The sequence below is a fragment of the Pseudomonas sp. ERMR1:02 genome (genome assembly GCF_002277815.1).
Lineage (GTDB): Bacteria > Pseudomonadota > Gammaproteobacteria > Pseudomonadales > Pseudomonadaceae > Aquipseudomonas.
In genome coordinates, this window is the sequence record NZ_NKJI01000006.1 from 211,997 (window position 1) to 233,752 (window position 21,756).

The 21,756-nt window shown below is 57.4% G+C and carries 19 protein-coding genes and 1 pseudogene; 16 read left to right on the plus strand and 4 right to left on the minus strand.

The features are described from left to right. Nucleotides 1-78 precede the first annotated feature (78 nt). Nucleotides 79-791, minus strand: a pseudogene (gene smpB, locus CES87_RS13775) (SsrA-binding protein SmpB). Here smpB and CES87_RS13780 point away from each other — a divergent pair. Genes CES87_RS13780 through CES87_RS13790 form a run of 3 tightly spaced genes read left to right on the plus strand, consistent with a single transcriptional unit; the run spans nucleotide 679 to nucleotide 2,831 of the window. Then, a complete protein-coding gene (locus CES87_RS13780) occupies nucleotides 679-2,082 on the plus strand; it encodes a sodium-dependent transporter (RefSeq protein ID WP_128606536.1) in 1,404 nt (467 codons plus the stop codon). The pseudogene smpB and the gene CES87_RS13780 sit on opposite strands and share 113 nt — an antisense overlap. A gap of 7 nt (nucleotides 2,083-2,089) precedes the next feature. Further along, entirely contained in the window at nucleotides 2,090-2,524 is a 435-nt protein-coding gene (locus tag CES87_RS13785) for a type II toxin-antitoxin system RatA family toxin (RefSeq protein WP_128606537.1), read from the plus strand. After that, nucleotides 2,517-2,831, plus strand: a complete 315-nt coding sequence (locus tag CES87_RS13790; protein ID WP_128606538.1) for an RnfH family protein — start codon at nucleotides 2,517-2,519, stop codon at nucleotides 2,829-2,831. Before CES87_RS13785 ends, CES87_RS13790 begins: the two co-directional genes overlap by 8 nt. A 59-nt stretch (nucleotides 2,832-2,890) precedes the next feature. On the opposite strand, the gene CES87_RS13795 is transcribed toward CES87_RS13790, so the two are convergent. Then, the gene (locus tag CES87_RS13795) at nucleotides 2,891-3,418 is read right to left on the minus strand and encodes an outer membrane protein assembly factor BamE (protein ID WP_128606539.1); all 528 of its coding nucleotides are present in this window, start codon (nucleotides 3,416-3,418) and stop codon (nucleotides 2,891-2,893) included. A 97-nt stretch (nucleotides 3,419-3,515) separates the two neighbouring features. Between CES87_RS13795 and fur the strand changes: the two genes are divergently transcribed. Continuing rightward, complete coding sequence (gene fur, locus CES87_RS13800) at nucleotides 3,516-3,920, plus strand: ferric iron uptake transcriptional regulator (protein WP_003197684.1); 405 nt, start codon at nucleotides 3,516-3,518, stop codon at nucleotides 3,918-3,920. Nucleotides 3,921-3,995: 75 nt separating this feature from the next. Here fur and recN read toward each other — a convergent pair whose 3' ends face one another. Continuing rightward, nucleotides 3,996-5,669 carry a DNA repair protein RecN gene (recN, locus tag CES87_RS13805; RefSeq protein WP_128606540.1) on the minus strand — a complete coding sequence of 558 codons (1,674 nt, stop codon included), beginning with the start codon at nucleotides 5,667-5,669 and terminating at the stop codon, nucleotides 3,996-3,998. A 240-nt stretch (nucleotides 5,670-5,909) separates the two neighbouring features. Here recN and grpE point away from each other — a divergent pair, with 240 nt between their 5' ends. From grpE to CES87_RS13850, 8 genes are all read left to right on the plus strand, one after another. Beyond that, nucleotides 5,910-6,476 (plus strand): nucleotide exchange factor GrpE, encoded by a 567-nt coding sequence (grpE, locus tag CES87_RS13810; protein WP_128606541.1) that lies wholly within the window; start codon nucleotides 5,910-5,912, stop codon nucleotides 6,474-6,476. A gap of 102 nt (nucleotides 6,477-6,578) precedes the next feature. After that, nucleotides 6,579-8,495 (plus strand): molecular chaperone DnaK, encoded by a 1,917-nt coding sequence (gene dnaK, locus CES87_RS13815; protein ID WP_128606542.1) that lies wholly within the window; start codon nucleotides 6,579-6,581, stop codon nucleotides 8,493-8,495. Nucleotides 8,496-8,793: 298 nt separating this feature from the next. Next, nucleotides 8,794-9,918, plus strand: a complete 1,125-nt coding sequence (dnaJ, locus tag CES87_RS13825; protein ID WP_128606544.1) for a molecular chaperone DnaJ — start codon at nucleotides 8,794-8,796, stop codon at nucleotides 9,916-9,918. A gap of 10 nt (nucleotides 9,919-9,928) precedes the next feature. Further along, the gene (dapB, locus tag CES87_RS13830) at nucleotides 9,929-10,732 is read left to right on the plus strand and encodes a 4-hydroxy-tetrahydrodipicolinate reductase (protein WP_077046413.1); all 804 of its coding nucleotides are present in this window, start codon (nucleotides 9,929-9,931) and stop codon (nucleotides 10,730-10,732) included. A 258-nt stretch (nucleotides 10,733-10,990) separates the two neighbouring features. Next, a complete protein-coding gene (gene carA, locus CES87_RS13835) occupies nucleotides 10,991-12,127 on the plus strand; it encodes a glutamine-hydrolyzing carbamoyl-phosphate synthase small subunit (RefSeq protein WP_128606545.1) in 1,137 nt (378 codons plus the stop codon). Nucleotides 12,128-12,245: 118 nt separating this feature from the next. Next, a complete protein-coding gene (gene carB / locus CES87_RS13840) occupies nucleotides 12,246-15,467 on the plus strand; it encodes a carbamoyl-phosphate synthase large subunit (protein ID WP_128606546.1) in 3,222 nt (1,073 codons plus the stop codon). A 2-nt stretch (nucleotides 15,468-15,469) separates the two neighbouring features. Continuing rightward, complete coding sequence (greA, locus tag CES87_RS13845) at nucleotides 15,470-15,946, plus strand: transcription elongation factor GreA (RefSeq protein ID WP_128606664.1); 477 nt, start codon at nucleotides 15,470-15,472, stop codon at nucleotides 15,944-15,946. Nucleotides 15,947-15,974: 28 nt separating this feature from the next. Further along, entirely contained in the window at nucleotides 15,975-16,379 is a 405-nt protein-coding gene (locus CES87_RS13850; RefSeq protein WP_128606547.1) for an MFS transporter, read from the plus strand. A gap of 9 nt (nucleotides 16,380-16,388) precedes the next feature. On the opposite strand, the gene CES87_RS13855 is transcribed toward CES87_RS13850, so the two are convergent. After that, entirely contained in the window at nucleotides 16,389-16,697 is a 309-nt protein-coding gene (locus CES87_RS13855) for a YhbY family RNA-binding protein (protein ID WP_007942889.1), read from the minus strand. Between the two features lie 101 nt (nucleotides 16,698-16,798). Between CES87_RS13855 and rlmE the strand changes: the two genes are divergently transcribed. From rlmE to glmM, 4 genes are all read left to right on the plus strand, one after another. Then, on the plus strand, nucleotides 16,799-17,431 hold the full coding sequence (rlmE, locus tag CES87_RS13860; protein WP_128606548.1) for a 23S rRNA (uridine(2552)-2'-O)-methyltransferase RlmE: 633 nt from the start codon (nucleotides 16,799-16,801) through the stop codon (nucleotides 17,429-17,431). Between the two features lie 200 nt (nucleotides 17,432-17,631). After that, complete coding sequence (gene ftsH / locus CES87_RS13865) at nucleotides 17,632-19,542, plus strand: ATP-dependent zinc metalloprotease FtsH (RefSeq protein WP_128606665.1); 1,911 nt, start codon at nucleotides 17,632-17,634, stop codon at nucleotides 19,540-19,542. Between the two features lie 8 nt (nucleotides 19,543-19,550). Further along, nucleotides 19,551-20,402 carry a dihydropteroate synthase gene (gene folP, locus CES87_RS13870; protein ID WP_128606549.1) on the plus strand — a complete coding sequence of 284 codons (852 nt, stop codon included), beginning with the start codon at nucleotides 19,551-19,553 and terminating at the stop codon, nucleotides 20,400-20,402. A 16-nt stretch (nucleotides 20,403-20,418) separates the two neighbouring features. After that, nucleotides 20,419-21,756 (plus strand): phosphoglucosamine mutase, encoded by a 1,338-nt coding sequence (glmM, locus tag CES87_RS13875; protein WP_128606550.1) that lies wholly within the window; start codon nucleotides 20,419-20,421, stop codon nucleotides 21,754-21,756.

Sequence of the window (21,756 nt, forward strand, 5' to 3'; positions counted from 1 at the left end):
CAAGCCTCACTCCTACGGGATTGCGTTGTTCCGTAGGAGCGAGGCTTGCCCGCGAAGGGGGCCTCAAGGGCGAAAAAATTAATCTTCCTTGCCCTTGTTCCGTACCGCGCGCTGCAGCTCGCGACCGGCGTCGCGTTCGCGCTCGGTATCACGCTTGTCGTATTCCTTCTTGCCCTTGCCCAGAGCAATCTCGCACTTGACCATGTGCTTGCTCCAGTACCAGGACAGGCATACGCAGGCGTAACCTTTTTGCTGTACGGCGGCGGCCAGCTTTTCCAGTTCGCGTCGATTAAGCAGCAATTTTCGCGTGCGGATCGGATCAGCGATGACGTGGGTGCTGGCGGTCGTCAGGGGCGTAATGTGGCTGCCGAGTAGCCATGCTTCGCCATCCTTGAGCAGTACATAACTGTCAACCAGTTGTAGCTTGCTCGCCCGCAAACTTTTACTTCCCAGCCGGCCAGGACCAGACCAGCCTCGAAACGATGTTCGATGAAGTAATCGTGTCGCGCCTTTTTATTTTGCGCGATGGTCCCTGTGGGGTGTTTCTTCTGTTTAGCCATAGGGGCGGCATTATAGGGAGTTGCACGCGAGTCGGCTACGGTGATGCTACGTGCTTGAGCAGGTTGATTGAATCCCGGACAATGCGTGCTCTTTTTTGAATGCTTGGTCGTAGTAACGATGTCGACAGACAAGGTTTCTGTCCACGGCAGTTGGGCTAGCCGTTGGGTTTTCATACTCGCCGCGACCGGTTCGGCCGTAGGGCTGGGTAGTATCTGGAAATTCCCGTACATGGTCGGCGTCTATGGTGGCGGCGCCTTCGTGTTGGTGTTCCTGGTCTGTATTGCACTGATCGGCATCCCGGTCATGCTGGCGGAAACCCTGATCGGCCGGCGTGCCCGGCAGAGTCCGGCCAATGCCTTGAAAGCACTGGCGCGGGAGGCGGGGCATTCGGGCAGATGGTCCTGGGGCGCGTTTGCCGGAATGATCACTGCATTGCTGATCCTGTCTTTCTATAGTGTCGTCGGCGGTTGGTCGCTGGATTACATTATCGACATGGGGCGTGGTGACTTCCAGGGGGCGACACCCGATCAGGTCGGTGCCTACTTTGGCAGCGTCATTGCCGACCCGTGGCGCCTGACGCTTTGGCACACGATTTTCATGCTGCTTTCGGCGGTCGTGATCGCCAAGGGTGTGGTCGCCGGGCTTGAGCGCAGCCTGCGAATCATGATGCCGTTATTGTTCGTGATGGTGATTGTTCTGCTGGGCTACAGCATGACCACCGGGCATTTCATGGATGGTGTGCATTTCATGTTCGACTTCCATCCGGAAAAAGTCCTCGACGGCTTGTTGCCGGCCATGGGGCACGCGTTCTTTTCCCTGAGCGTAGGCGTCGGTTCGATCATGATCTACGGCGCTTACATGCCAAAGAGTTCATCGATTTCCGGGACCATCGTTGGCGTGGCTCTGCTCGATACTTTTGTTTCCCTGGTGGCAGGCCTGGCATTGTTTCCGATTGTGTTCGCCGCAGGGCTGAACCCAAGCGAAGGCCCAGGTTTGATGTTTGTGAGCCTGCCGTTTGCCTTCGGTAACGTAGCATTCGGCCAGTTGATGGGCGTAGTGTTCTTTGTGCTGGTGGCGATTGCCGCCTGGAGTTCGGCTATCTCGCTGCTCGAGCCGATGGTGGCGTACCTGGTCGAGCGGAGCAAAGTCAGCCGCGCCTGGGTGACCTTCTGGCTGGCATTCACCTGCTGGTTTGTTGGTCTGGGTACAGTGTTTTCCTTCAATGTCTGGAAGCAAGCCAGGTTTTTCGTGAACGAAGGCGGCTTGTTCCATCTCTACCAATGGGGCGCCGCGGGCGGGCTGGATTTCTTCGGTGTGATCGATTTCTTTACCTCGCGGATCATGTTGCCACTCGGTGGTTTGTGTTTCGTGGTATTTGCGGGCTGGGTAATGGGTCGGGAAGCGGTGCGCGACGAACTGTCGATCCGCAACCCTGCGTTGTTCGCCCTGTCTTTGTTCTTGATGCGCTATGTGGCGCCCATCGGCATTCTCGTAGTATTTGCCGCCCAGCTGTGGAAGTGACGCTGACATGACGACACACATTTCACGTTCGGCCTTGCTGCCGTACCCGGCGCAAGCCTTGTATGACCTGGTCAACGACGTGGCGCGGTACCCGGAATTTCTGCCTTGGTGCTCAGCGGCCGAAGTTCTGGAAAGCTCCCCTGAACATATGCGCGCGAGCGTCGGCGTAGCTAAAGGTGGGCTCAGCCAGCATTTCGTGACGCGCAATACCCTTGTTCCCGGTCAGTCGATCGAGATGAACCTCGAAAAAGGGCCGTTCACTCAGTTACACGGTGTCTGGGTGTTCAAGCCATTGGGCGAGAAGGCCTGCAAGATCAGTCTGGATCTGTCGTTTGATTACGCCGGGCCCATTGTTCGTGCGACTCTTGGACCATTGTTCAATCAGGCGGCCAATACGCTGGTGGATGCATTCTGCCAGCGGGCCAAGCAAATGCATGGTTGAGGCGGGGGTCGATGTCGAGGTGGTGTACGCCGCCATTGATCGTCAGATGCTTCTGCCGTTGACCGTGCCGTCAGGCACAAGCATTCGGGTGGCGTTGCTTGAATCTGGCATTGGCCAATCGTTTCCAGAGCTGGATTTGGCCACTTGTCCCGTGGGGATCTTCGGCAAGGTGATCGCCGACCCGGAAAGCCGTCTGGTTCAATCTGGGGATCGCATCGAAATTTATCGGCCATTGCTGGCTGATCCAAAAGAAGTTCGCCGGCTGCGTGCGGCCAAGGCTGCCGAGGCGAAAAACCGGAACCAGTAAACTTCCATGCGCCAGACAATAAAAAACCCGGCATGCCGGGTTTTTTATTGAGTAGCAAATTATTGCGGCGTGGTGTCCAGCGGTTCTGGAGTCGGGACTGGAGTAGTTTCTACGCCGTCCACTTCCTTCTGGATTTGATCCAGCAACGAACCCGGCTTGACCGGTTTTTCCGGCTTTGGCTTCTCGGCGTTTTCTGCTGGTGCGGTCACTGTCGTGGCGCTGTCCTTGCCAAGGATGGCCTCGTCGCGGCTCACACCTGGCATGAAGTCACCGGAGAGGCTGACAAGCTGATCATTTGGGTTGAAGATAATGCTAATGCGTTCCTGCTGGCGTTCACCGCCACCTGGTTGCAGGCTGTACAGGTAATCCCAGCGATCGGCATGGAACGTGTCGGTCAGCAGAGGGTTGCCCATGATAAACCTTACTTGCTTACGGGTCATTCCCGGGCGTAACTGGTCTATCATGTCCTGCGTGACGACATTGCCCTGCTGGATGTCGATTTTGTAAACCCCGGGGAATGAACAACCGGCGAGTGCGAGCAGTCCCACAAAGGTGAAACTGGTTAGCAAGAGCTTGGTGTTTTGCATCGGTGGGCGACTTCCACTATCTTGGCTGGGACAACGTAAACGCCGATCATACCCGCATTAAGAGAAGCTGCGAAGCAGCATCGCGAGAAAGCTGACCATGGTTGAAAATAGCGAACTACGCAAAGCCGGCCTCAAAGTGACCCTGCCACGGGTCAAGATTCTGCAAATGCTCGACTCTGCCGAGCAGCGCCACATGAGTGCCGAGGATGTCTACAAGGCACTGATGGAGGCTGGCGAGGACGTCGGTCTGGCCACGGTTTACCGTGTACTCACTCAGTTCGAGGCAGCTGGCCTTGTGGTGCGGCACAACTTCGACGGAGGCCATGCAGTCTTCGAACTGGACGACGGCAAGCATCACGACCATATGGTCAACGTCGAGACCAGTGAAGTGATCGAATTCTTCGACGAAGAGATCGAGCGCCTGCAGAAAGCAATCGTCGACAAGTATGGCTTCGAGATGGTTGATCACAATCTGGTGCTATACGTACGCAAGAAAAAGTAAGCATGTCGCGCGAACGCAAGGTTCGCGAAACGAACGAAGGCGACCCCAGGGTCGCCTTCGTGCTTTCTAACGGACTTAAATTTTTGCAGTGATCACCATTTTTTTTGCGTGAGCCAAGGACTCCTTGGTGAGATCGATGCCGCCCAGCATTCGAGCTACCTCCTCGACACGATCGTTCTTGCTCAATTTGGAGACAGCAGTACGCGTGGCATCCTCGTCTCGCACTTTGTGCACAAATAAATGTTGATGACCTTGCGCTGCTACTTGTGGCAAGTGGGTCACGGTCAGAACCTGCCCTCGCTCCCCGAGACGACGCAACAACTGGCCGACGATCTCGGCCGTTGGGCCACCAATACCTACGTCCACTTCGTCGAACACCAGGGTTGGCACGCGAGAGGTTTGTGCGGTGATCACCTGGATGGCCAGGCTTATCCGTGACAGCTCGCCACCCGACGCGACTTTCGCCAGGGCTTTCAAAGGTTGTCCCGGGTTGGCACTGACCAGCAGTTCTACCTGCTCAAGCCCGTTAGGTAGCAGTTCGTCGCTGCTGTTGGAGCGTAGTTCGATGGTAAAGCGACCGCCGGGCATGCCCAGTCGCTGGATTTCCTGTTCCACGGAGCTGGCCAGGCTGCTCGACGCCTGATGGCGCAAGTCACTCAGCTCGCGGGCCTTTTCCTGGTAATGGCGAGCATAGGACGACAGTTCAACGCTCAGTCGCTCGATGGATTCGTCATTGGCATTCAGGGTTTCGATTTCATCAAGTAGCTTCTGCTGCATTTCGGCGACTTCGGTCGGCTGGATGCGGTGTTTGCGCGCAAGGGTATAGATAGCATCGAGGCGTTCTTCCAGGTATTGAAGACGTGATGGGTCGGCGTCGAAATTGTCGAGGAAGCGGTTCAGTTCACCCACAGCTTCTTCAACCTGGATCTGCGCGCTGATCAGCAGACTGCTGGCCTCGCCCAGCGCGTCGATCGAATTGTTCACGCTCGACAGGCGGTTGAGGCTTGCCGTGAGCGCGTTCAGCACGTTGCCGGAGTCACTTTCGCTGCATTGCTCGACCACTTGCCGGCAGATAGCCAGCAGGGTTTCAGCGTTGGTCAGGTTCTTGTGCTCCTGCTCCAGCTGCTCCAGTTCATTGTCGCCAAGGCCCAGGTTTTCCAGCTCTTCAAGTTGATAACTGAGCAGTTGGTGACGAGCGCGCTGCTCGTCACCTGAGTTGGAGAGTCGCTCCAGTTCCTGGCGAGTCTGGCGCCAGCGTTGGGCAGCCAGCTGTACCTGGCGGGCAAGGTCCGTCGCGCCGGCGTACTCGTCGAGCAGACGACGGTGGGTGTCGGTCTTGAGCAGGGATTGGTGTTCGTGCTGGCTGTGGATATCGATCAGCAGCTCGCCCAGTGCCTTGAGGTCGCCCAGAGGGCAGGGCGTGCCATTGATGTAGCCGCGCGAGCGTCCTTCTGCCGTGATCACCCGGCGCAGGATGCACGGGCCATCGTTCTCAAGGTCGCGTTCCGCCAGCCATGTGCTGGCTTCTGGAATATCGGCCAGATCGAAGGTTGCCAGGATGTCGGCCTTGTCTGCCCCGGGTCGGACCACGCCACTGTCGGCGCGATCACCGAGCGTCAGGCCCAGGGCGTCGAGCATGATCGACTTACCGGCGCCGGTTTCTCCTGTGATCACGCTCATCCCGCGATCGAGTTCGAGATCGAGATGTTCAACGATGGCGTAGTTATGTACGGACAGGTGCACCAGCATAAAAGCCGCTCCCAGGCATTAAGTCTGGTTATTTATACAGTGTTTTGTTTCGGGCTGACAATGCCTCTCGCTAGCTCGATTTGCTTGATCCGACGAAATCCTTAGCGCGTTCTGGAATGACAATACAGGTGTTTTTGTAGGGTTAATGCGCGAGCACCCCTTGAAGCTCATTTTTGCGGCCCCATATAGCTGGGCAGAAGCGCGAGTCAGGCTCGCGGACGATATTGAAAGGAGAATTCTATGGCTGACGAACAGACAGTGGATACGCAAAATCTAGACGCCGATCAGGCTCCCCAGGCTTCGGGTGATGACCTGGCGGCTCGTGTACAAGTGCTCGAAGAGCAACTGGCAGGCGCGCAGGATCAGGCTTTGCGTGTTGCCGCCGATCTGCAGAACGTCCGCCGTCGCGCCGAGCAGGATGTAGAAAAGGCTCACAAATTCGCGCTGGAAAAATTCGCCGGCGATCTGCTGCCGATCGTCGATAGTCTGGAGCGCGGTCTGGAATTGTCCAACCCGGATGACGAAAGCATTCGCCCGATGCGCGAAGGCATCGAGCTGACCCTGAAAATGTTCCAGGACACCCTGAAACGTTATCAGCTGGAAGCGATCGATCCGCATGGCGAACCGTTCAATGCCGTTCTTCATCAGGCAATGGCCATGCAGGAAAGCGCAGATCTCGAGCCGAACAGCGTACTCAAGGTGTTCCAGAAGGGCTATCAGCTCAATGGTCGCCTGCTGCGCCCGGCGATGGTCGTGGTCAGCAAGGCACCGGCGCCGGTTTCGCCTTCGATTGACGAGCAGGCTTGAAATTAGCCGCAAGGCCCCCATTTAGAAGTCAAGCGTTTAAGTGCTACCGCAGTTAGCCACCACTGCTGCGGCAACCAAATCCAAAGTTTCGGGAGAGTGAACATGGGCAAAATTATCGGTATCGACCTGGGGACTACCAACTCCTGCGTCTCCGTGCTGGAAAACGGCAAAGCCAAAGTTATTGAAAACGCCGAAGGTGCGCGCACCACGCCGTCGATCATCGCTTACGCCAACGATGGCGAAATCCTGGTCGGCCAGTCCGCCAAGCGTCAGGCAGTGACCAATCCGCACAACACCCTGTACGCGGTGAAGCGTCTGATCGGGCGTCGTTTCGAAGAAGAAGTCGTACAGAAAGATATCCAGATGGTCCCTTACAAGATCGTCAAGGCTGATAACAACGATGCCTGGGTTGAAGTGAACGGCCAAAAAATGTCGCCGCCACAAATCTCGGCTGAAATTCTGAAGAAAATGAAGAAGACCGCCGAAGATTACCTCGGCGAGCCAGTGACCGAAGCGGTGATCACCGTTCCGGCCTACTTCAATGACAGCCAGCGCCAGGCGACCAAAGACGCCGGCCGCATCGCGGGTCTGGACGTAAAACGTATCATCAACGAACCTACCGCAGCTGCTTTGGCTTACGGTATGGACAAGGCGAAGGGCGATCACACCGTGATCGTTTACGACCTGGGCGGCGGTACTTTCGACGTTTCCGTGATCGAGATCGCTGAAGTCGATGGCGAGCATCAGTTCGAAGTATTGGCCACCAACGGTGACACGTTCCTGGGTGGTGAAGACTTTGACATTCGTCTGATCGACTACCTCGTCGACGAATTCAAGAAAGAAAGCGGCATGAACCTCAAAGGTGACCCGCTGGCCATGCAGCGCCTGAAAGAAGCCGCTGAAAAAGCCAAGATCGAGTTGTCGTCGAGCATGTCGACCGACGTGAATCTGCCGTACATCACTGCAGACGCCACCGGTCCTAAGCACTTGAACGTGAAAATTTCCCGCGCCAAGCTCGAAGCGCTGGTAGAAGATCTGGTTCAACGCACCATCGAACCTTGCCGCATTGCTCTGAAAGACTCCGGTATCGACATTGGCGCGATCAACGACGTGATCCTGGTCGGCGGTCAGACCCGTATGCCACTGGTTCAGAAACTGGTCACCGAGTTCTTCGGTAAAGAAGCTCGTAAAGACGTGAACCCGGACGAAGCCGTTGCCATGGGTGCTGCGATTCAGGGTGCCGTTCTGGCCGGTGATGTTAAAGACGTTCTGCTGCTCGACGTAAGCCCGCTGACCCTGGGTATCGAAACCATGGGTGGCGTGATGACCGCGCTGATCGAGAAAAACACCACGATTCCTACCAAGAAATCGCAAGTGTTCTCGACTGCCGACGACAACCAGGGTGCCGTGACCATTCACGTGCTGCAAGGTGAGCGTAAGCAAGCGGCGCAGAACAAGTCTTTGGGCAAGTTCGACCTGGCCGAGATTCCGCCAGCACCACGTGGCGTGCCACAAATTGAAGTGACCTTCGATATCGATGCCAACGGCATCCTGCACGTAGGTGCTAAAGACAAGGCCACCGGCAAGACTCAGTCGATCGTGATCAAGGCCAACTCCGGTCTGTCCGAGGAAGAAATTCAGCAGATGATTCGTGATGCTGAAACCAACGCCGAGGAAGACCGCAAGTTCGAAGAGCTGGCTGCTGCCCGTAACCAGGGTGATGCACTGGTTCACTCGACGCGCAAAATGGTTGCTGATGCTGGCGACAAAGTGAGCGCTGAAGAGAAGACTGCAATCGAAGCTGCCGTGGTTGCCCTGGAGGCCGCTGTCAAAGGCGACGACAAGGCCGCTATCGAAGCCAAGGTTGAAGAACTGTCCAAGGTCTCCGCCCCAGTGGCTCAGAAGATGTACGCCGAGCAGGCCCAGCCAGCTGAAGGTGCCGCACCGCACGCTGAATCGGCTCAAAAGGCTGACGACGTGGTCGATGCAGAGTTCGAAGAAGTCAAAGACCACAAGTAAGTTGTTGGTCGGCCGGTTGACTGCCTTCAGGCGGTGACTGGTAGGATGTCGCCGCGCGGGAGCTTGCTCCCGCGTTGGCGTGTCTGGAGTAAGCGAATTTTTACAGCATGCGACAGCGTTCGCGTGCTGGCGGCATGGCCGGGAATGCTCCTGCTTTCCGAGTCAAAAGTGCCATATCGAAACAAAGACCAGGATCGTTGAATTGACGTGAGTTGGGTCCGGGCCTGCATTGGGGCTCAACGAGTTTGGCAAGGCTCAGGAGAGGTTTGCCAAACGTCCTCAAGAGTGCAAAAGACTTATGGCAAAGCGTGACTATTACGAAGTATTGGGTGTTGAGCGAGGCACAAGCGAGGCGGACCTGAAAAAGGCCTACCGTCGCCTGGCGATGAAGCATCACCCGGACCGTAATCCCGATGACAAGGCGTCGGAAGATAAATTCAAGGAGGCCAACGAGGCCTACGAAGTGCTGTCCGATTCCAGCAAGCGTGCGGCCTACGACCAGTACGGCCATGCTGGTGTCGACCCGAGCATGGGTGGCGGCGGTGCCGGTTTCGGCGGTCAGAACTTCTCCGACATCTTTGGCGATGTCTTCAGTGACTTCTTCGGTGGCGGTCGCGGTGGTTCCCGTGGCGGCGCTCAGCGCGGCAGCGATTTGCGTTACACCCTGGAGCTGGATCTGGAAGAAGCGGTGCGCGGCACAACCGTGAATATCCGTGTTCCGACGCTGGTCAACTGCAAGCCATGCGACGGCTCGGGTGCCAAGAAAGGCTCCTCGCCCGTGACTTGTCCGACATGCGGTGGTATCGGCCAGGTGCGCATGCAGCAAGGTTTCTTCTCGGTGCAACAGACCTGCCCGCGCTGCCACGGCCAGGGCAAGATCATTTCCGATCCGTGCGATTCCTGCCACGGCGAAGGTCGTGTCGAAGAGTACAAGACCCTGTCGGTGAAAGTGCCGGCCGGTGTTGATACTGGTGATCGCATTCGTCTGTCCGGCGAAGGTGAGGCGGGCGCTCAGGGTGGGCCGACCGGCGACCTGTACGTGGTGATTAATGTGCGCGAGCACTCGATCTTCCAACGAGATGGCAAGCATCTGTTCTGCGAAGTGCCAATCAGCTTCGTCGACGCGGCGCTGGGTGGTGAGCTGGAGATTCCGACCCTTGATGGTCGAGTCAAGCTGAAGATCCCTGAAGGAACTCAGACCGGCAAGCAGTTCCGCGTGCGTGGCAAGGGTGTCGCGCCAGTGCGTGGCGGTGGTGCTGGTGACTTGATGTGCCGTGTAGCGGTCGAGACTCCGGTCAACCTGAGTCGTCGTCAGCGCGAAATGCTGGAAGAGTTCCGCAGCTCGCTGGCGGACGACAACAGCCATTCGCCAAAAACCACGGGCTGGTTCGAAGGCGTGAAGCGCTTCTTCGGCGATTTGTAAGGAGGCAGGTATGCGACGTATAGCTGTGATGGGCGCCGCCGGGCGCATGGGAAAAACCCTGATCGAAGCCGTGCATCAAGCGCCGGGTGCGGGTCTGACGGCGGCAGTGGATCGTCCTGACAGTACGCTGGTCGGCGCGGATGCCGGTGAGCTGGCTGCGCTGGGTCGTATCGGTGTGCCATTGTCTGGTGATCTGGATCGTGTCGTTGACGAGTTCGACGTGCTGATCGACTTCACTCACCCGACGGTGACCCTGAAAAACCTCGCTTTTTGCCGCAAGCACGGCAAGGCGATGATCATCGGCACCACCGGTTTCAGCGTTGAAGAGAAACAGTTGCTGGCAGAAGCGGGCAAGGATATTCCGATCGTATTCGCGGCCAACTTCAGTGTCGGTGTAAATCTGTGTCTGAAGCTGCTCGACACCGCCGCTCGTGTGCTGGGTGATGATGTCGATATCGAGATTACCGAAGCGCACCATCGGCATAAAGTCGATGCGCCGTCGGGTACTGCAGTTCGCATGGGCGAAGTGATCGCCGATGCCCTGGGTCGTGATCTGAAGAAAGTGGCGGTTTACGGTCGTGAGGGTCAGACCGGCGCGCGGGATCGCGAAACGATTGGCTTTGCCACCGTGCGCGCCGGCGACATCGTGGGTGATCACACCGTGCTGTTCGCTGCTGATGGCGAGCGTGTCGAGATCACTCACAAGGCGTCCAGTCGCATGACCTTTGCAAAGGGTGCGGTGCGTGCTGCGTTGTGGCTGGATGGGCGCGAACCTGGTCTATACGACATGCAAGACGTGCTCGACCTGCGTTAAGATGTGCCCGAAATCGGGCTTGAACCTAAGGTTTGGGCCCGGTTTTACTCCGCCAAGCGACGACCTGTCGCATTCTCCGGCCTTTCTGGCTCATTGGCGGTAGACCAAAAATGCCTTTTTCTGTAAGCTACAGCTTTAGTGTGTTCACTAAAAGCGCGCAGAATAATTCAGTGAATGAGCGGGGTGACGTGTCCATACGTCACTCCGCTTTTTTACAACTGCGATCGCCCTTTCAGGCTTTATTTACGGGAGGTCTTCTTGACTAAGCCAGCCATACTCGCCCTTGCTGATGGCAGCATTTTTCGCGGCGAAGCCATTGGAGCCGACGGTCAAACCGTTGGTGAGGTGGTGTTCAACACCGCCATGACCGGCTATCAGGAAATCCTTACCGATCCTTCCTACGCCCAACAGATCGTTACCCTGACTTATCCGCACATCGGCAACACCGGTACCACGCCGGAAGACGCCGAGTCGAATCGCGTCTGGTCCGCTGGCCTGGTTATCCGTGATCTGCCACTGGTAGCGAGCAACTGGCGTAACACGATGTCCCTGTCCGACTACCTGAAAGCCAACAACGTTGTGGCAATCGCCGGTATCGACACCCGCCGCCTGACGCGCATCCTGCGTGAAAAGGGCGCGCAGAACGGCTGCATCATGGCCGGTGACAACATTTCTGAAGAGGCAGCCATCGCCGCAGCCCAGGGTTTCCCAGGCCTCAAAGGCATGGACTTGGCGAAAGTCGTCAGCACCAAGGACACCTACGAATGGCGTTCGACAGTCTGGGACCTGAAAACTGACAGTCACGCGACCATCGAAGCGTCCGAACTGCCTTACCACGTTGTCGCTTACGACTACGGCGTCAAAGTCAACATCCTGCGCATGCTGGTCGAGCGCGGTTGCCGTGTGACTGTGGTGCCTGCGCAAACCCCGGCCTCCGATGTGCTGGCAATGAAGCCGGATGGCGTGTTCCTGTCCAACGGTCCTGGCGATCCGGAGCCTTGCGACTACGCGATCCAGGCGATCAAGGATGTGCTGGAAACCGAGATCCCGGTGTTCGGTATCTGCCTCGGTCATCAACTGCTGGCCCTGGCCTCCGGCGCCAAGACCCTGAAAATGGGCCACGGCCACCACGGTGCCAACCACCCGGTCCAAGACCTGGATACCGGCGTTGTGATGATCACCAGTCAGAACCACGGTTTTGCGGTAGACGAGACGACCCTGCCAGCCAACGTCCGTGCGATCCATAAATCGCTGTTCGACGGCACCCTGCAAGGGATTGAGCGTACCGACAAGAGCGCCTTCAGCTTTCAGGGTCACCCTGAAGCCAGCCCTGGCCCGAACGACGTAGCGCCACTGTTTGATCGCTTCATCAACGAGATGGCCAAGCGACGCTGATCGCTCGCCCTGATGTAGCAAAGCTTGAGGGTGGTCCCGACACCGGTGGCCCCCTTAAGTCTTCAGAGATTGAACAAGACGGCTTGCCGACTGACCTGCGGATTTGAGTGACAAACCCATGCCAAAACGTACAGACATTAAAAGCATCCTGATTCTCGGCGCTGGCCCGATCGTGATCGGCCAGGCCTGCGAATTCGACTACTCCGGCGCCCAGGCCTGTAAAGCCCTGCGCGAAGAGGGTTACCGCGTCATCCTGGTGAACTCCAACCCGGCCACCATCATGACCGACCCGGCCATGGCCGACGCCACCTACATCGAGCCGATCAAGTGGCAGACCGTTGCCAAGATCATCGAAAAAGAGCGTCCGGACGCGCTGCTGCCGACCATGGGTGGCCAGACAGCTCTGAACTGCGCCCTAGACCTGGAGCGCGAAGGCGTTTTGGAGAAGTTCGGCGTAGAAATGATCGGTGCCAACGCCGACACCATCGACAAGGCTGAAGACCGTTCGCGTTTCGACAAGGCCATGAAGTCCATCGGCCTGGCGTGCCCGCGTTCCGGTATTGCCCACAGCATGGAAGAGGCTAACGCGGTTCTCGAGAAGCTCGGCTTCCCGTGCATCATCCGTCCGTCCTTCACCATGGGCGGCACCGGTGGCGGTATCGCTTACAACCGTGAAGAGTTCGAAGAAATCTGCGCTCGTGGTCTCGACCTGTCGCCGACCAAAGAACTGCTGATCGACGAATCGCTGATCGGCTGGAAAGAGTACGAGATGGAGGTTGTCCGCGATAAGAAGGACAACTGCATCATCGTCTGCTCCATCGAAAACTTTGACCCGATGGGTGTGCACACCGGTGACTCGATCACTGTTGCTCCTGCGCAGACCCTAACCGACAAGGAATACCAGATCCTGCGTAACGCCTCCCTGGCGGTACTGCGTGAGATCGGCGTCGAGACTGGTGGTTCGAACGTACAGTTCGGTATCTGCCCGGACACTGGCCGCATGGTCGTGATCGAAATGAACCCGCGTGTTTCGCGTTCGTCGGCTCTGGCCTCGAAAGCCACCGGTTTCCCGATCGCCAAGGTCGCGGCCAAACTGGCTGTGGGTTACACCCTGGACGAACTGTCGAACGACATCACCGGCGGCAAGACCCCGGCGTCCTTCGAGCCGTCCATCGACTACGTCGTCACCAAGCTGCCACGTTTTGCCTTCGAGAAATTCCCGAAAGCTGACGCCCGCCTGACCACTCAAATGAAGTCGGTCGGTGAAGTCATGGCCATCGGCCGTACCTTCCAGGAATCCCTGCAGAAAGCCCTGCGCGGTCTGGAAGTGGGCGTTTGCGGTCTTGACGAGAAGCTCGACCTGAGCAACCCGGAAAGCATGAGCGTGCTCAAGCGCGAACTGACCGTTCCGGGCGCCGAGCGTATCTGGTACGTGGCTGATGCCTTCCGCGCCGGCCTGTCGGTCGAAGACATCTTCGGCATGAACATGATCGACCCGTGGTTCCTGGTGCAGATCGAAGATCTGATCAAGGAAGAAGAGAAGGTCAAGACCCTGGGGTTGGCCAGCATCGACCGCGACGTGATGTTCCGCCTCAAGCGTAAAGGCTTCTCCGACATGCGTCTGGCCAAGCTGCTGGGCGTGACCGAGAAAGCCCTGCGTCGCCACCGTCACAAGCTGGAGGTTTACCCGGTCTACAAGCGCGTTGACACCTGCGCAGCCGAGTTCGCCACCGACACCGCTTACCTCTACTCGACGTACGAGGAAGAGTGCGAAGCCGCACCGTCGGGCCGCGACAAGATCATGATCCTCGGCGGCGGTCCAAACCGTATCGGCCAGGGTATCGAGTTCGACTACTGCTGCGTACACGCGGCACTGGCCCTGCGCGATGACGGTTACGAGACCATCATGGTCAACTGCAACCCGGAAACCGTTTCCACCGATTACGATACCTCCGATCGCCTGTATTTCGAACCAGTGACTTTGGAAGACGTACTGGAAATCGTTCGCGTCGAGAAGCCGAAAGGCGTGATCGTCCAGTACGGCGGGCAGACTCCGCTGAAACTGGCTCGCGCTCTGGAAGAAGCTGGTGTGCCGATCATCGGCACCAGCCCTGATGCCATCGACCGTGCCGAAGACCGTGAGCGCTTCCAGCAGATGGTCGAGCGTCTGAACCTGCGTCAGCCACCAAATGCCACTGTGCGTAGCGAAGACGAAGCGATTCGTGCCGCCGCCAAGATCGGTTACCCGCTGGTGGTGCGTCCGTCCTACGTACTGGGCGGGCGTGCGATGGAAATCGTTTACGAAGAAGAAGAGCTCAAGCGCTACCTGCGTGACGCGGTGAAGGTGTCGAACGATAGCCCGGTGCTGCTCGACCACTTCCTCAACTGCGCCATCGAAATGGACGTGGATGCGGTCTGCGACGGCACCGACGTGGTGATCGGCGCGATCATGCAGCACATCGAGCAGGCTGGTGTTCACTCCGGTGACTCCGCGTGCTCGCTGCCGCCGTACTCGCTGCCTGCACATATCCAGGACGAGATGCGCGAACAGGTCAAGAAAATGGCCCTGGAACTGGGCGTGGTCGGCCTGATGAACGTTCAGTTGGCGCTGCAAGGCGAAGACATCTACGTCATCGAAGTCAACCCACGCGCTTCCCGTACCGTACCGTTCGTGTCCAAGTGCATCGGTGTTTCCCTCGCAATGATCGCGGCGCGCGTCATGGCTGGTAAAACCCTGAAAGAAATCGGCTTCACCAAAGAAATCATCCCGAACTTCTACAGCGTGAAAGAGGCGGTGTTCCCGTTCGCCAAATTCCCTGGCGTTGACCCGATCCTTGGCCCAGAGATGAAATCCACCGGTGAAGTGATGGGCGTGGGTGACACCTTCGGTGAAGCGTTTGCCAAGGCCCAGATGGGTGCCAGCGAAGTGCTGCCGACTGGCGGTACTGCGTTCATCAGTGTGCGCGACGACGATAAACCACTGGTTGCAGGCGTGGCTCGTGATCTGATCAACTTGGGCTTTGAAGTGGTTGCCACTGCCGGTACTGCCAAGCTGATTGAAGCCGCAGGCCTGAAAGTGCGCCGCGTGAACAAAGTCACCGAAGGCCGTCCGCACGTGGTTGATATGATCAAGAATGACGAAGTCACCCTGATTATCAACACCACCGAAGGTCGTCAGTCGATCGCTGACTCCTATTCCATTCGTCGCAATGCCCTGCAGCACAAGATCTACTGCACCACCACCATTGCTGCTGGCGAAGCCATCTGCGAAGCGCTGAAGTTCGGTCCCGAGAAGACCGTGCGCCGCTTGCAGGATCTACACGCAGGATTGAAAGCATGAGTATGACCAAGTACCCAATGACCGTTCAGGGCGCTCGCGCCCTGGAAGAAGAGCATGCTCACCTGACCAAGGTCGTTCGTCCGAAGCTCAGCCAGGACATCGGTACGGCCCGCGAGTTGGGTGACTTGAAGGAAAACGCCGAATACCATGCTGCTCGCGAGCAGCAGGGTATGGTCGAGGCGCGTATCCGTGATATCGAAGGCCGGATTCAGAATCAGGTCGTCATCGATGTCACAACTATTCCTCACACCGGTAAAGTGATTTTTGGCACCACGGTTGAAATCGCCAACGTCGAAACCGACGAGCGCGTGACCTACCACATCGTCGGTGAAGATGAGGCTGACTTCAAACTCGGCAAGATATCTGTCGGTTCGCCTCTTGCCCGCGCCTTGATTGCCAAGGAAGAGGGTGACGTAGTCGCCGTCAAAACGCCTGGCGGCGTTATCGAGTACGAGATTGTCGAAGTTCGCCACGTCTAAAGGCAGGCGCCCGCTCCGTGCGGGCGCCATGCTTTGGCAACTGGCCCAGATGTTGTGGGTCGGCGGCCTGTGGTTATTGCACATCGGTCTGCTACCGGTGCTAGGGCGAATTGGCCTGGCGCCGCTGCTGATCGACGAAATTGCAGGCATGTTGAATGCGCTGATGGTGGGATTTGCCGCAGCGTGTGTGATTTTTCAGGCTTTGGTGCTGATTCAGGCCGAGGGCCTTGCCAGTCTATGGCGGGATATTCGCGGGCAGCTGTTGTTGATGGCGCTGTATGCGTGCGCGATGTACTTCGTGGTGCGTATCGGTTGGCCGGATGCGACGCGATGGCAGGTATTCAGCTACCTTGTCCTGGGCTTTTCCGGGCTGATGCTGGTATTGCAGCCGGTGCCGGGATGGAGTGGCAGGGTGCGCGAAGCACACCCTTGACCCTTGTCATCACTTGAAGCGATGGACGTTCGACAGCTGCTTGTTGACGCTGAAGTTCTTGCGGTAAATCAGTGCCATCTTGCCGATGACCTGAACCAGATCCGCTTTGCCGACCTTGCACAGTTCTGCAATGGACGCCAGACGCGATTCGCGATCCAGGATGTTGAGCTTGATCTTGATCAGCTCGTGATCCGCCAAAGCGCGTTCAAGTTCGGCTAAAACACCCTCAGTCAAACCGTTGTCAGCCACAATCAAAACTGGTTTCAGATGGTGGCCAATGGATTTGTACTGTTTCTTCTGCTCTTGAGTGAGCGGCATAATCTGACCCTTTCGTCTGGATTCTGTAAAATGGCGGCCATTTTACCCGAGGGTTCGTGGATCCGCCCAATTAATCACGACCCTTATCATCGAGGTGCCCAATGGCGCGTTCCAAGACAAGCCTTGGTTGGCTGAAAAGACATGTCAATGATCCCTATGTGAAGCAGGCGCAGAAGGATGGCTACCGCTCGCGTGCGAGTTACAAGCTTCTGGAGGTCCAGGAGAAATACAAGCTTATCCGTCCGGGCATGATCGTTGTCGACCTGGGGGCGGCGCCCGGTGGCTGGTCGCAGGTGACTAGCCGGCTGATCGGTGGCCAGGGGCGTCTGATCGCCTCGGACATCCTGGAAATGGACAGCATTCCGGACGTGACTTTCATCAAGGGTGACTTCACCCAGGACGTAGTGCTCGCTCAGATCCTTGAGGCCGTGGGTAATTCGCAGGTGGACCTTGTGATTTCCGATATGGCCCCCAATATGAGTGGTACGCCTGAAGTAGATATGCCAAAAGCCATGTTTCTTTGCGAGCTGGCGCTTGATCTGGCGGCTCGGATACTCAAGCCGGGTGGTAATTTCGTGATCAAGGTTTTTCAGGGTGAAGGGTTTGATGCTTACGTGAAGGACGCTCGTCAGAAATTCGACAAGGTCCAGATGATCAAGCCTGACTCTTCCCGTGGAAGTTCCCGCGAGCAATACATGCTGGCTTGGGGCTACCGGGGGCGTAGCGAGGAATGAGAGAATTTTCGACCGGGGCGATAGGAATTTCGTATTTCGCCTTGTGAGAATTAGCGAATATTGTGTAGGAAGTGTTTCACAAAGGGTTACAGACGGCGCCTGCCAGAGTTGTAGGTAATGTAGTAAGTTAGGCCGGTGAATATCATGCGAAGCGCGCGCCATATGCGGCGCTTGCTTCAGAGGGTAGTTAATTGAACGATATGGCAAAGAATCTGATCCTGTGGTTGATCATCGCGGCTGTCCTGGTGACGGTGATGAACAACTTCTCCAGCCCTAACGAGCCGCAGACCCTCAACTATTCCGACTTCATCCAGCAGGTCAAGGATGGAAAGGTCGAGCGCGTGGCGGTTGATGGCTACGTGATTACCGGCAAGCGCAACGATGGCGACAGTTTCAAGACCATTCGTCCTGCAATCCAGGACAACGGCCTGATCGGTGACCTGGTCGATAACCACGTCGTGGTCGAAGGCAAGCAGCCTGAACAGCAAAGTATCTGGACTCAACTCCTGGTCGCGAGCTTCCCCATCCTGGTAATCATTGCCGTGTTCATGTTCTTCATGCGGCAGATGCAGGGCGGTGCCGGCGGCAAGGGTGGGCCTATGAGCTTTGGCAAGAGCAAGGCGCGCCTGCTCTCCGAAGATCAGGTCAAGACCACCTTGGGTGACGTTGCCGGTTGCGACGAAGCCAAGGAAGAAGTTGGCGAGTTGGTCGAGTTCCTGCGTGATCCGGGCAAGTTCCAGCGCCTGGGCGGTCGCATTCCTCGCGGCGTCCTGATGGTCGGCCCTCCGGGTACCGGTAAAACCTTGCTGGCCAAGGCGATCGCCGGCGAAGCAAAAGTGCCGTTCTTCACCATTTCCGGTTCCGACTTCGTCGAAATGTTCGTCGGTGTTGGTGCCAGCCGCGTTCGCGATATGTTCGAACAGGCCAAGAAACACGCTCCATGCATCATCTTCATCGATGAAATCGACGCCGTCGGTCGCCACCGTGGCGCTGGCATGGGCGGCGGTCACGATGAGCGTGAGCAGACTCTCAACCAGTTGCTGGTAGAGATGGACGGCTTTGAGATGAATGACGGCATCATCGTGATTGCAGCGACGAACCGTCCTGACGTGCTCGACCCTGCGCTGCTGCGTCCGGGTCGTTTCGACCGTCAGGTTGTGGTTGGTCTGCCGGATATTCGTGGTCGCGAACAGATTCTCAAGGTTCACATGCGCAAAGTGCCAATGGGTGACGACGTCGCTCCGGCCGTGATCGCTCGTGGTACTCCTGGCTTCTCTGGTGCTGACCTGGCCAACCTGGTGAACGAAGCTTCGTTGTTCGCTGCACGTGCCGGCAAACGCATCGTCGAGATGAAAGAGTTCGAGCTAGCCAAAGACAAGATCATGATGGGTGCAGAGCGCAAATCCATGGTCATGTCCGAGAAAGAAAAACAGAACACCGCTTACCACGAGGCGGGTCACGCCATCGTTGGTCGCGTCGTGCCTGAACATGATCCGGTTTACAAAGTGTCAATCATCCCGCGCGGTCGAGCGCTGGGTGTGACCATGTTCCTGCCGGAGGAGGATCGTTACAGCTTGTCCAAGCGTGCCTTGATCAGCCAGATCTGCTCGCTGTACGGTGGTCGTATCGCTGAAGAGATGACTCTGGGCTTCGATGGTGTCACCACTGGTGCATCCAACGACATCATGCGTGCCAGCCAGATTGCCCGGAACATGGTGACCAAGTGGGGGCTTTCGGAGAAGCTGGGTCCGCTGATGTACGCCGAAGAAGAGGGTGAAGTGTTCCTCGGTCGCGGCGGCGGCGGCCAGAGTGCAAGCTTCTCGGGTGAGACAGCGAAGCTGATCGACTCTGAAGTACGCAGTATCATTGACCAGTGCTACGGCACGGCGAAGCAGATTCTCACGGACAACCGTGACAAGCTCGATGCCATGGCTGATGCCCTGATGAAGTACGAGACGATCGATGCCGAGCAGATTGACGACATCATGGCGGGGCGTACTCCTCGCGAGCCTCGCGATTGGTCAGGTGGTACCGGTACTTCCGGAACGCCTCCGGCGGTACAGGATGAGCGTCCGCAAACACCTATCGGCGGTCCCGCTGCTGACGTTTAAGGTTTGAAATGACTTTTGTTCAGTCCTCGACCCGGTTGCCTTGCGGCAACCGGGTTCTTGATTTGGCCCAGACGCATGTCATGGGCATTCTCAATGTCACTCCCGATTCTTTCTCCGATGGCGGCCAATACAGCCAGCTCGACGCGGCCATGCGCCACGCCGAAGCCATGGTGGTGGCTGGCGCGACACTGATCGATGTCGGTGGTGAGTCGACGCGACCGGGCGCCAGGGCGGTTTCGCCGCTGGAAGAGCTTGAGCGTGTCGCGCCGATTGTCGAGCGGATTCATCGCGAGCTGGATGTGATCATCTCGGTCGATACCTCCACGCCAGCCGTCATGCGCGAAACCGCACGGCTGGGAGCCGGATTGATCAATGATGTGCGCTCGTTGCGCCGCGATGGTGCGCTGGATGCAGCGGCGGCAACGGGTTTGCCGGTCTGTCTGATGCATATGCTCGGTGAGCCGGGCGACATGCAGGATAATCCGCAGTACCAGGACGTCACGAGAGAGGTGGGCGAGTTTCTCGCTGAGCGCATGGCGCAATGTGCGTCGGTCGGCATTCCGGCTGAGCGGATCATTCTTGATCCTGGCTTTGGTTTCGCAAAAACCTTGCAGCACAATCTAAGCTTGTTCAAGCATATGGATGCTTTGCATGCCTTGGGGCGCCCGCTGTTGGTCGGAGTTTCGCGCAAGAGCATGATAGGCCAGGCATTGAATCGTCCGGTGGATGAGCGCCTGTATGGCGGGCTCGCCCTCGCGGCGCTAGCTTCGCACAAGGGGGCGCGTATATTGCGCGTCCATGATGTAGCTGAAACAGTCGATGTGGTGAAGATGATCGCCGCAGTGGAATCAGCCGAATAAGAATGATGGAGTGTTTATGACTAGGAAATATTTTGGTACTGACGGTATTCGTGGTCGTGTCGGTGAATACCCGATTACTCCTGACTTCATGCTCAAGCTTGGCTGGGCTGCGGGTATGGCATTCCGCAAAATGGGTGCCTGCAAGGTACTGGTCGGCAAGGATACTCGGATTTCCGGGTACATGTTCGAATCGGCACTTGAGGCCGGGCTCACGTCGGCGGGCGCCGACGTAATGCTCTTGGGGCCGATGCCCACCCCGGCCATTGCCTACCTGACGCGCACCTTCCATGCTGAAGCCGGCATCGTGATCAGTGCTTCGCACAATCCTCATGATGACAACGGCATCAAGTTTTTCTCGGGTACGGGCACCAAGCTTCCGGACGAAGTCGAGCAGATGATCGAAGAGCTGCTGGACACTCCGATGACTGTTGTCGAGTCGAGCAAGATCGGCAAGGTTTCGCGAATCAACGACGCCTCTGGCCGTTATATCGAATTCTGCAAGAGCAGTGTGCCGACCGGCACCAGTTTTTCGGGTCTGAAGATCGTTATCGACTGCGCCCATGGTGCGACTTACAAAGTGGCCCCTAGCGTGTTTCGCGAGTTGGGTGCCGAGGTCGTAGTTCTGTCTGCGCAACCCAACGGATTGAACATCAACGACAATTGTGGTTCGACCCACATGGGGCAATTGCAGGCCGCAGTCCTGGCTGAACACGCCGATCTGGGTGTTGCATTTGACGGTGACGGCGACCGCGTTCTGATGGTGGACCACACTGGCACCATCGTCGATGGTGATGAGCTGCTTTACATAATCGCTCGCGATCTACATGAGCGCGACAAGCTACAGGGCGGCGTGGTGGGTACGCTGATGAGTAACCTGGGTCTGGAGCTGGCTCTCGCGGATCTGGCGATTCCATTTGTGCGCGCCAATGTCGGTGACCGTTATGTGATCGCGGACTTGCTGGAGCGCAACTGGCTGGTGGGTGGTGAGAATTCAGGGCATATCGTTTGCTTCAATCACACCACTACCGGTGATGCGATCATTGCTGCGCTACAGGTGCTGATGGCACTGAAGCGACGCTCGGAAGGTTTGGCCCAGTCTCGTCAGGCGCTGCGCAAATGTCCTCAAGTGCTGATCAATGTGCGCTTCGGTGGCGGTGCCAATCCTCTCGATCACGCGTCGGTCAAGGAGGCCAGTGAGCGTGTGACCAAGGCCATGGCAGGTCGCGGGCGTGTGCTGTTGCGCAAGTCTGGAACTGAGCCGTTGGTGCGCGTGATGGTCGAAGGTGAAGACGAAACGCAGGTCCGCGGCTACGCCGAAGAGCTGGCAAAACTGGTTGCTGAAGTTTCTGCCTGA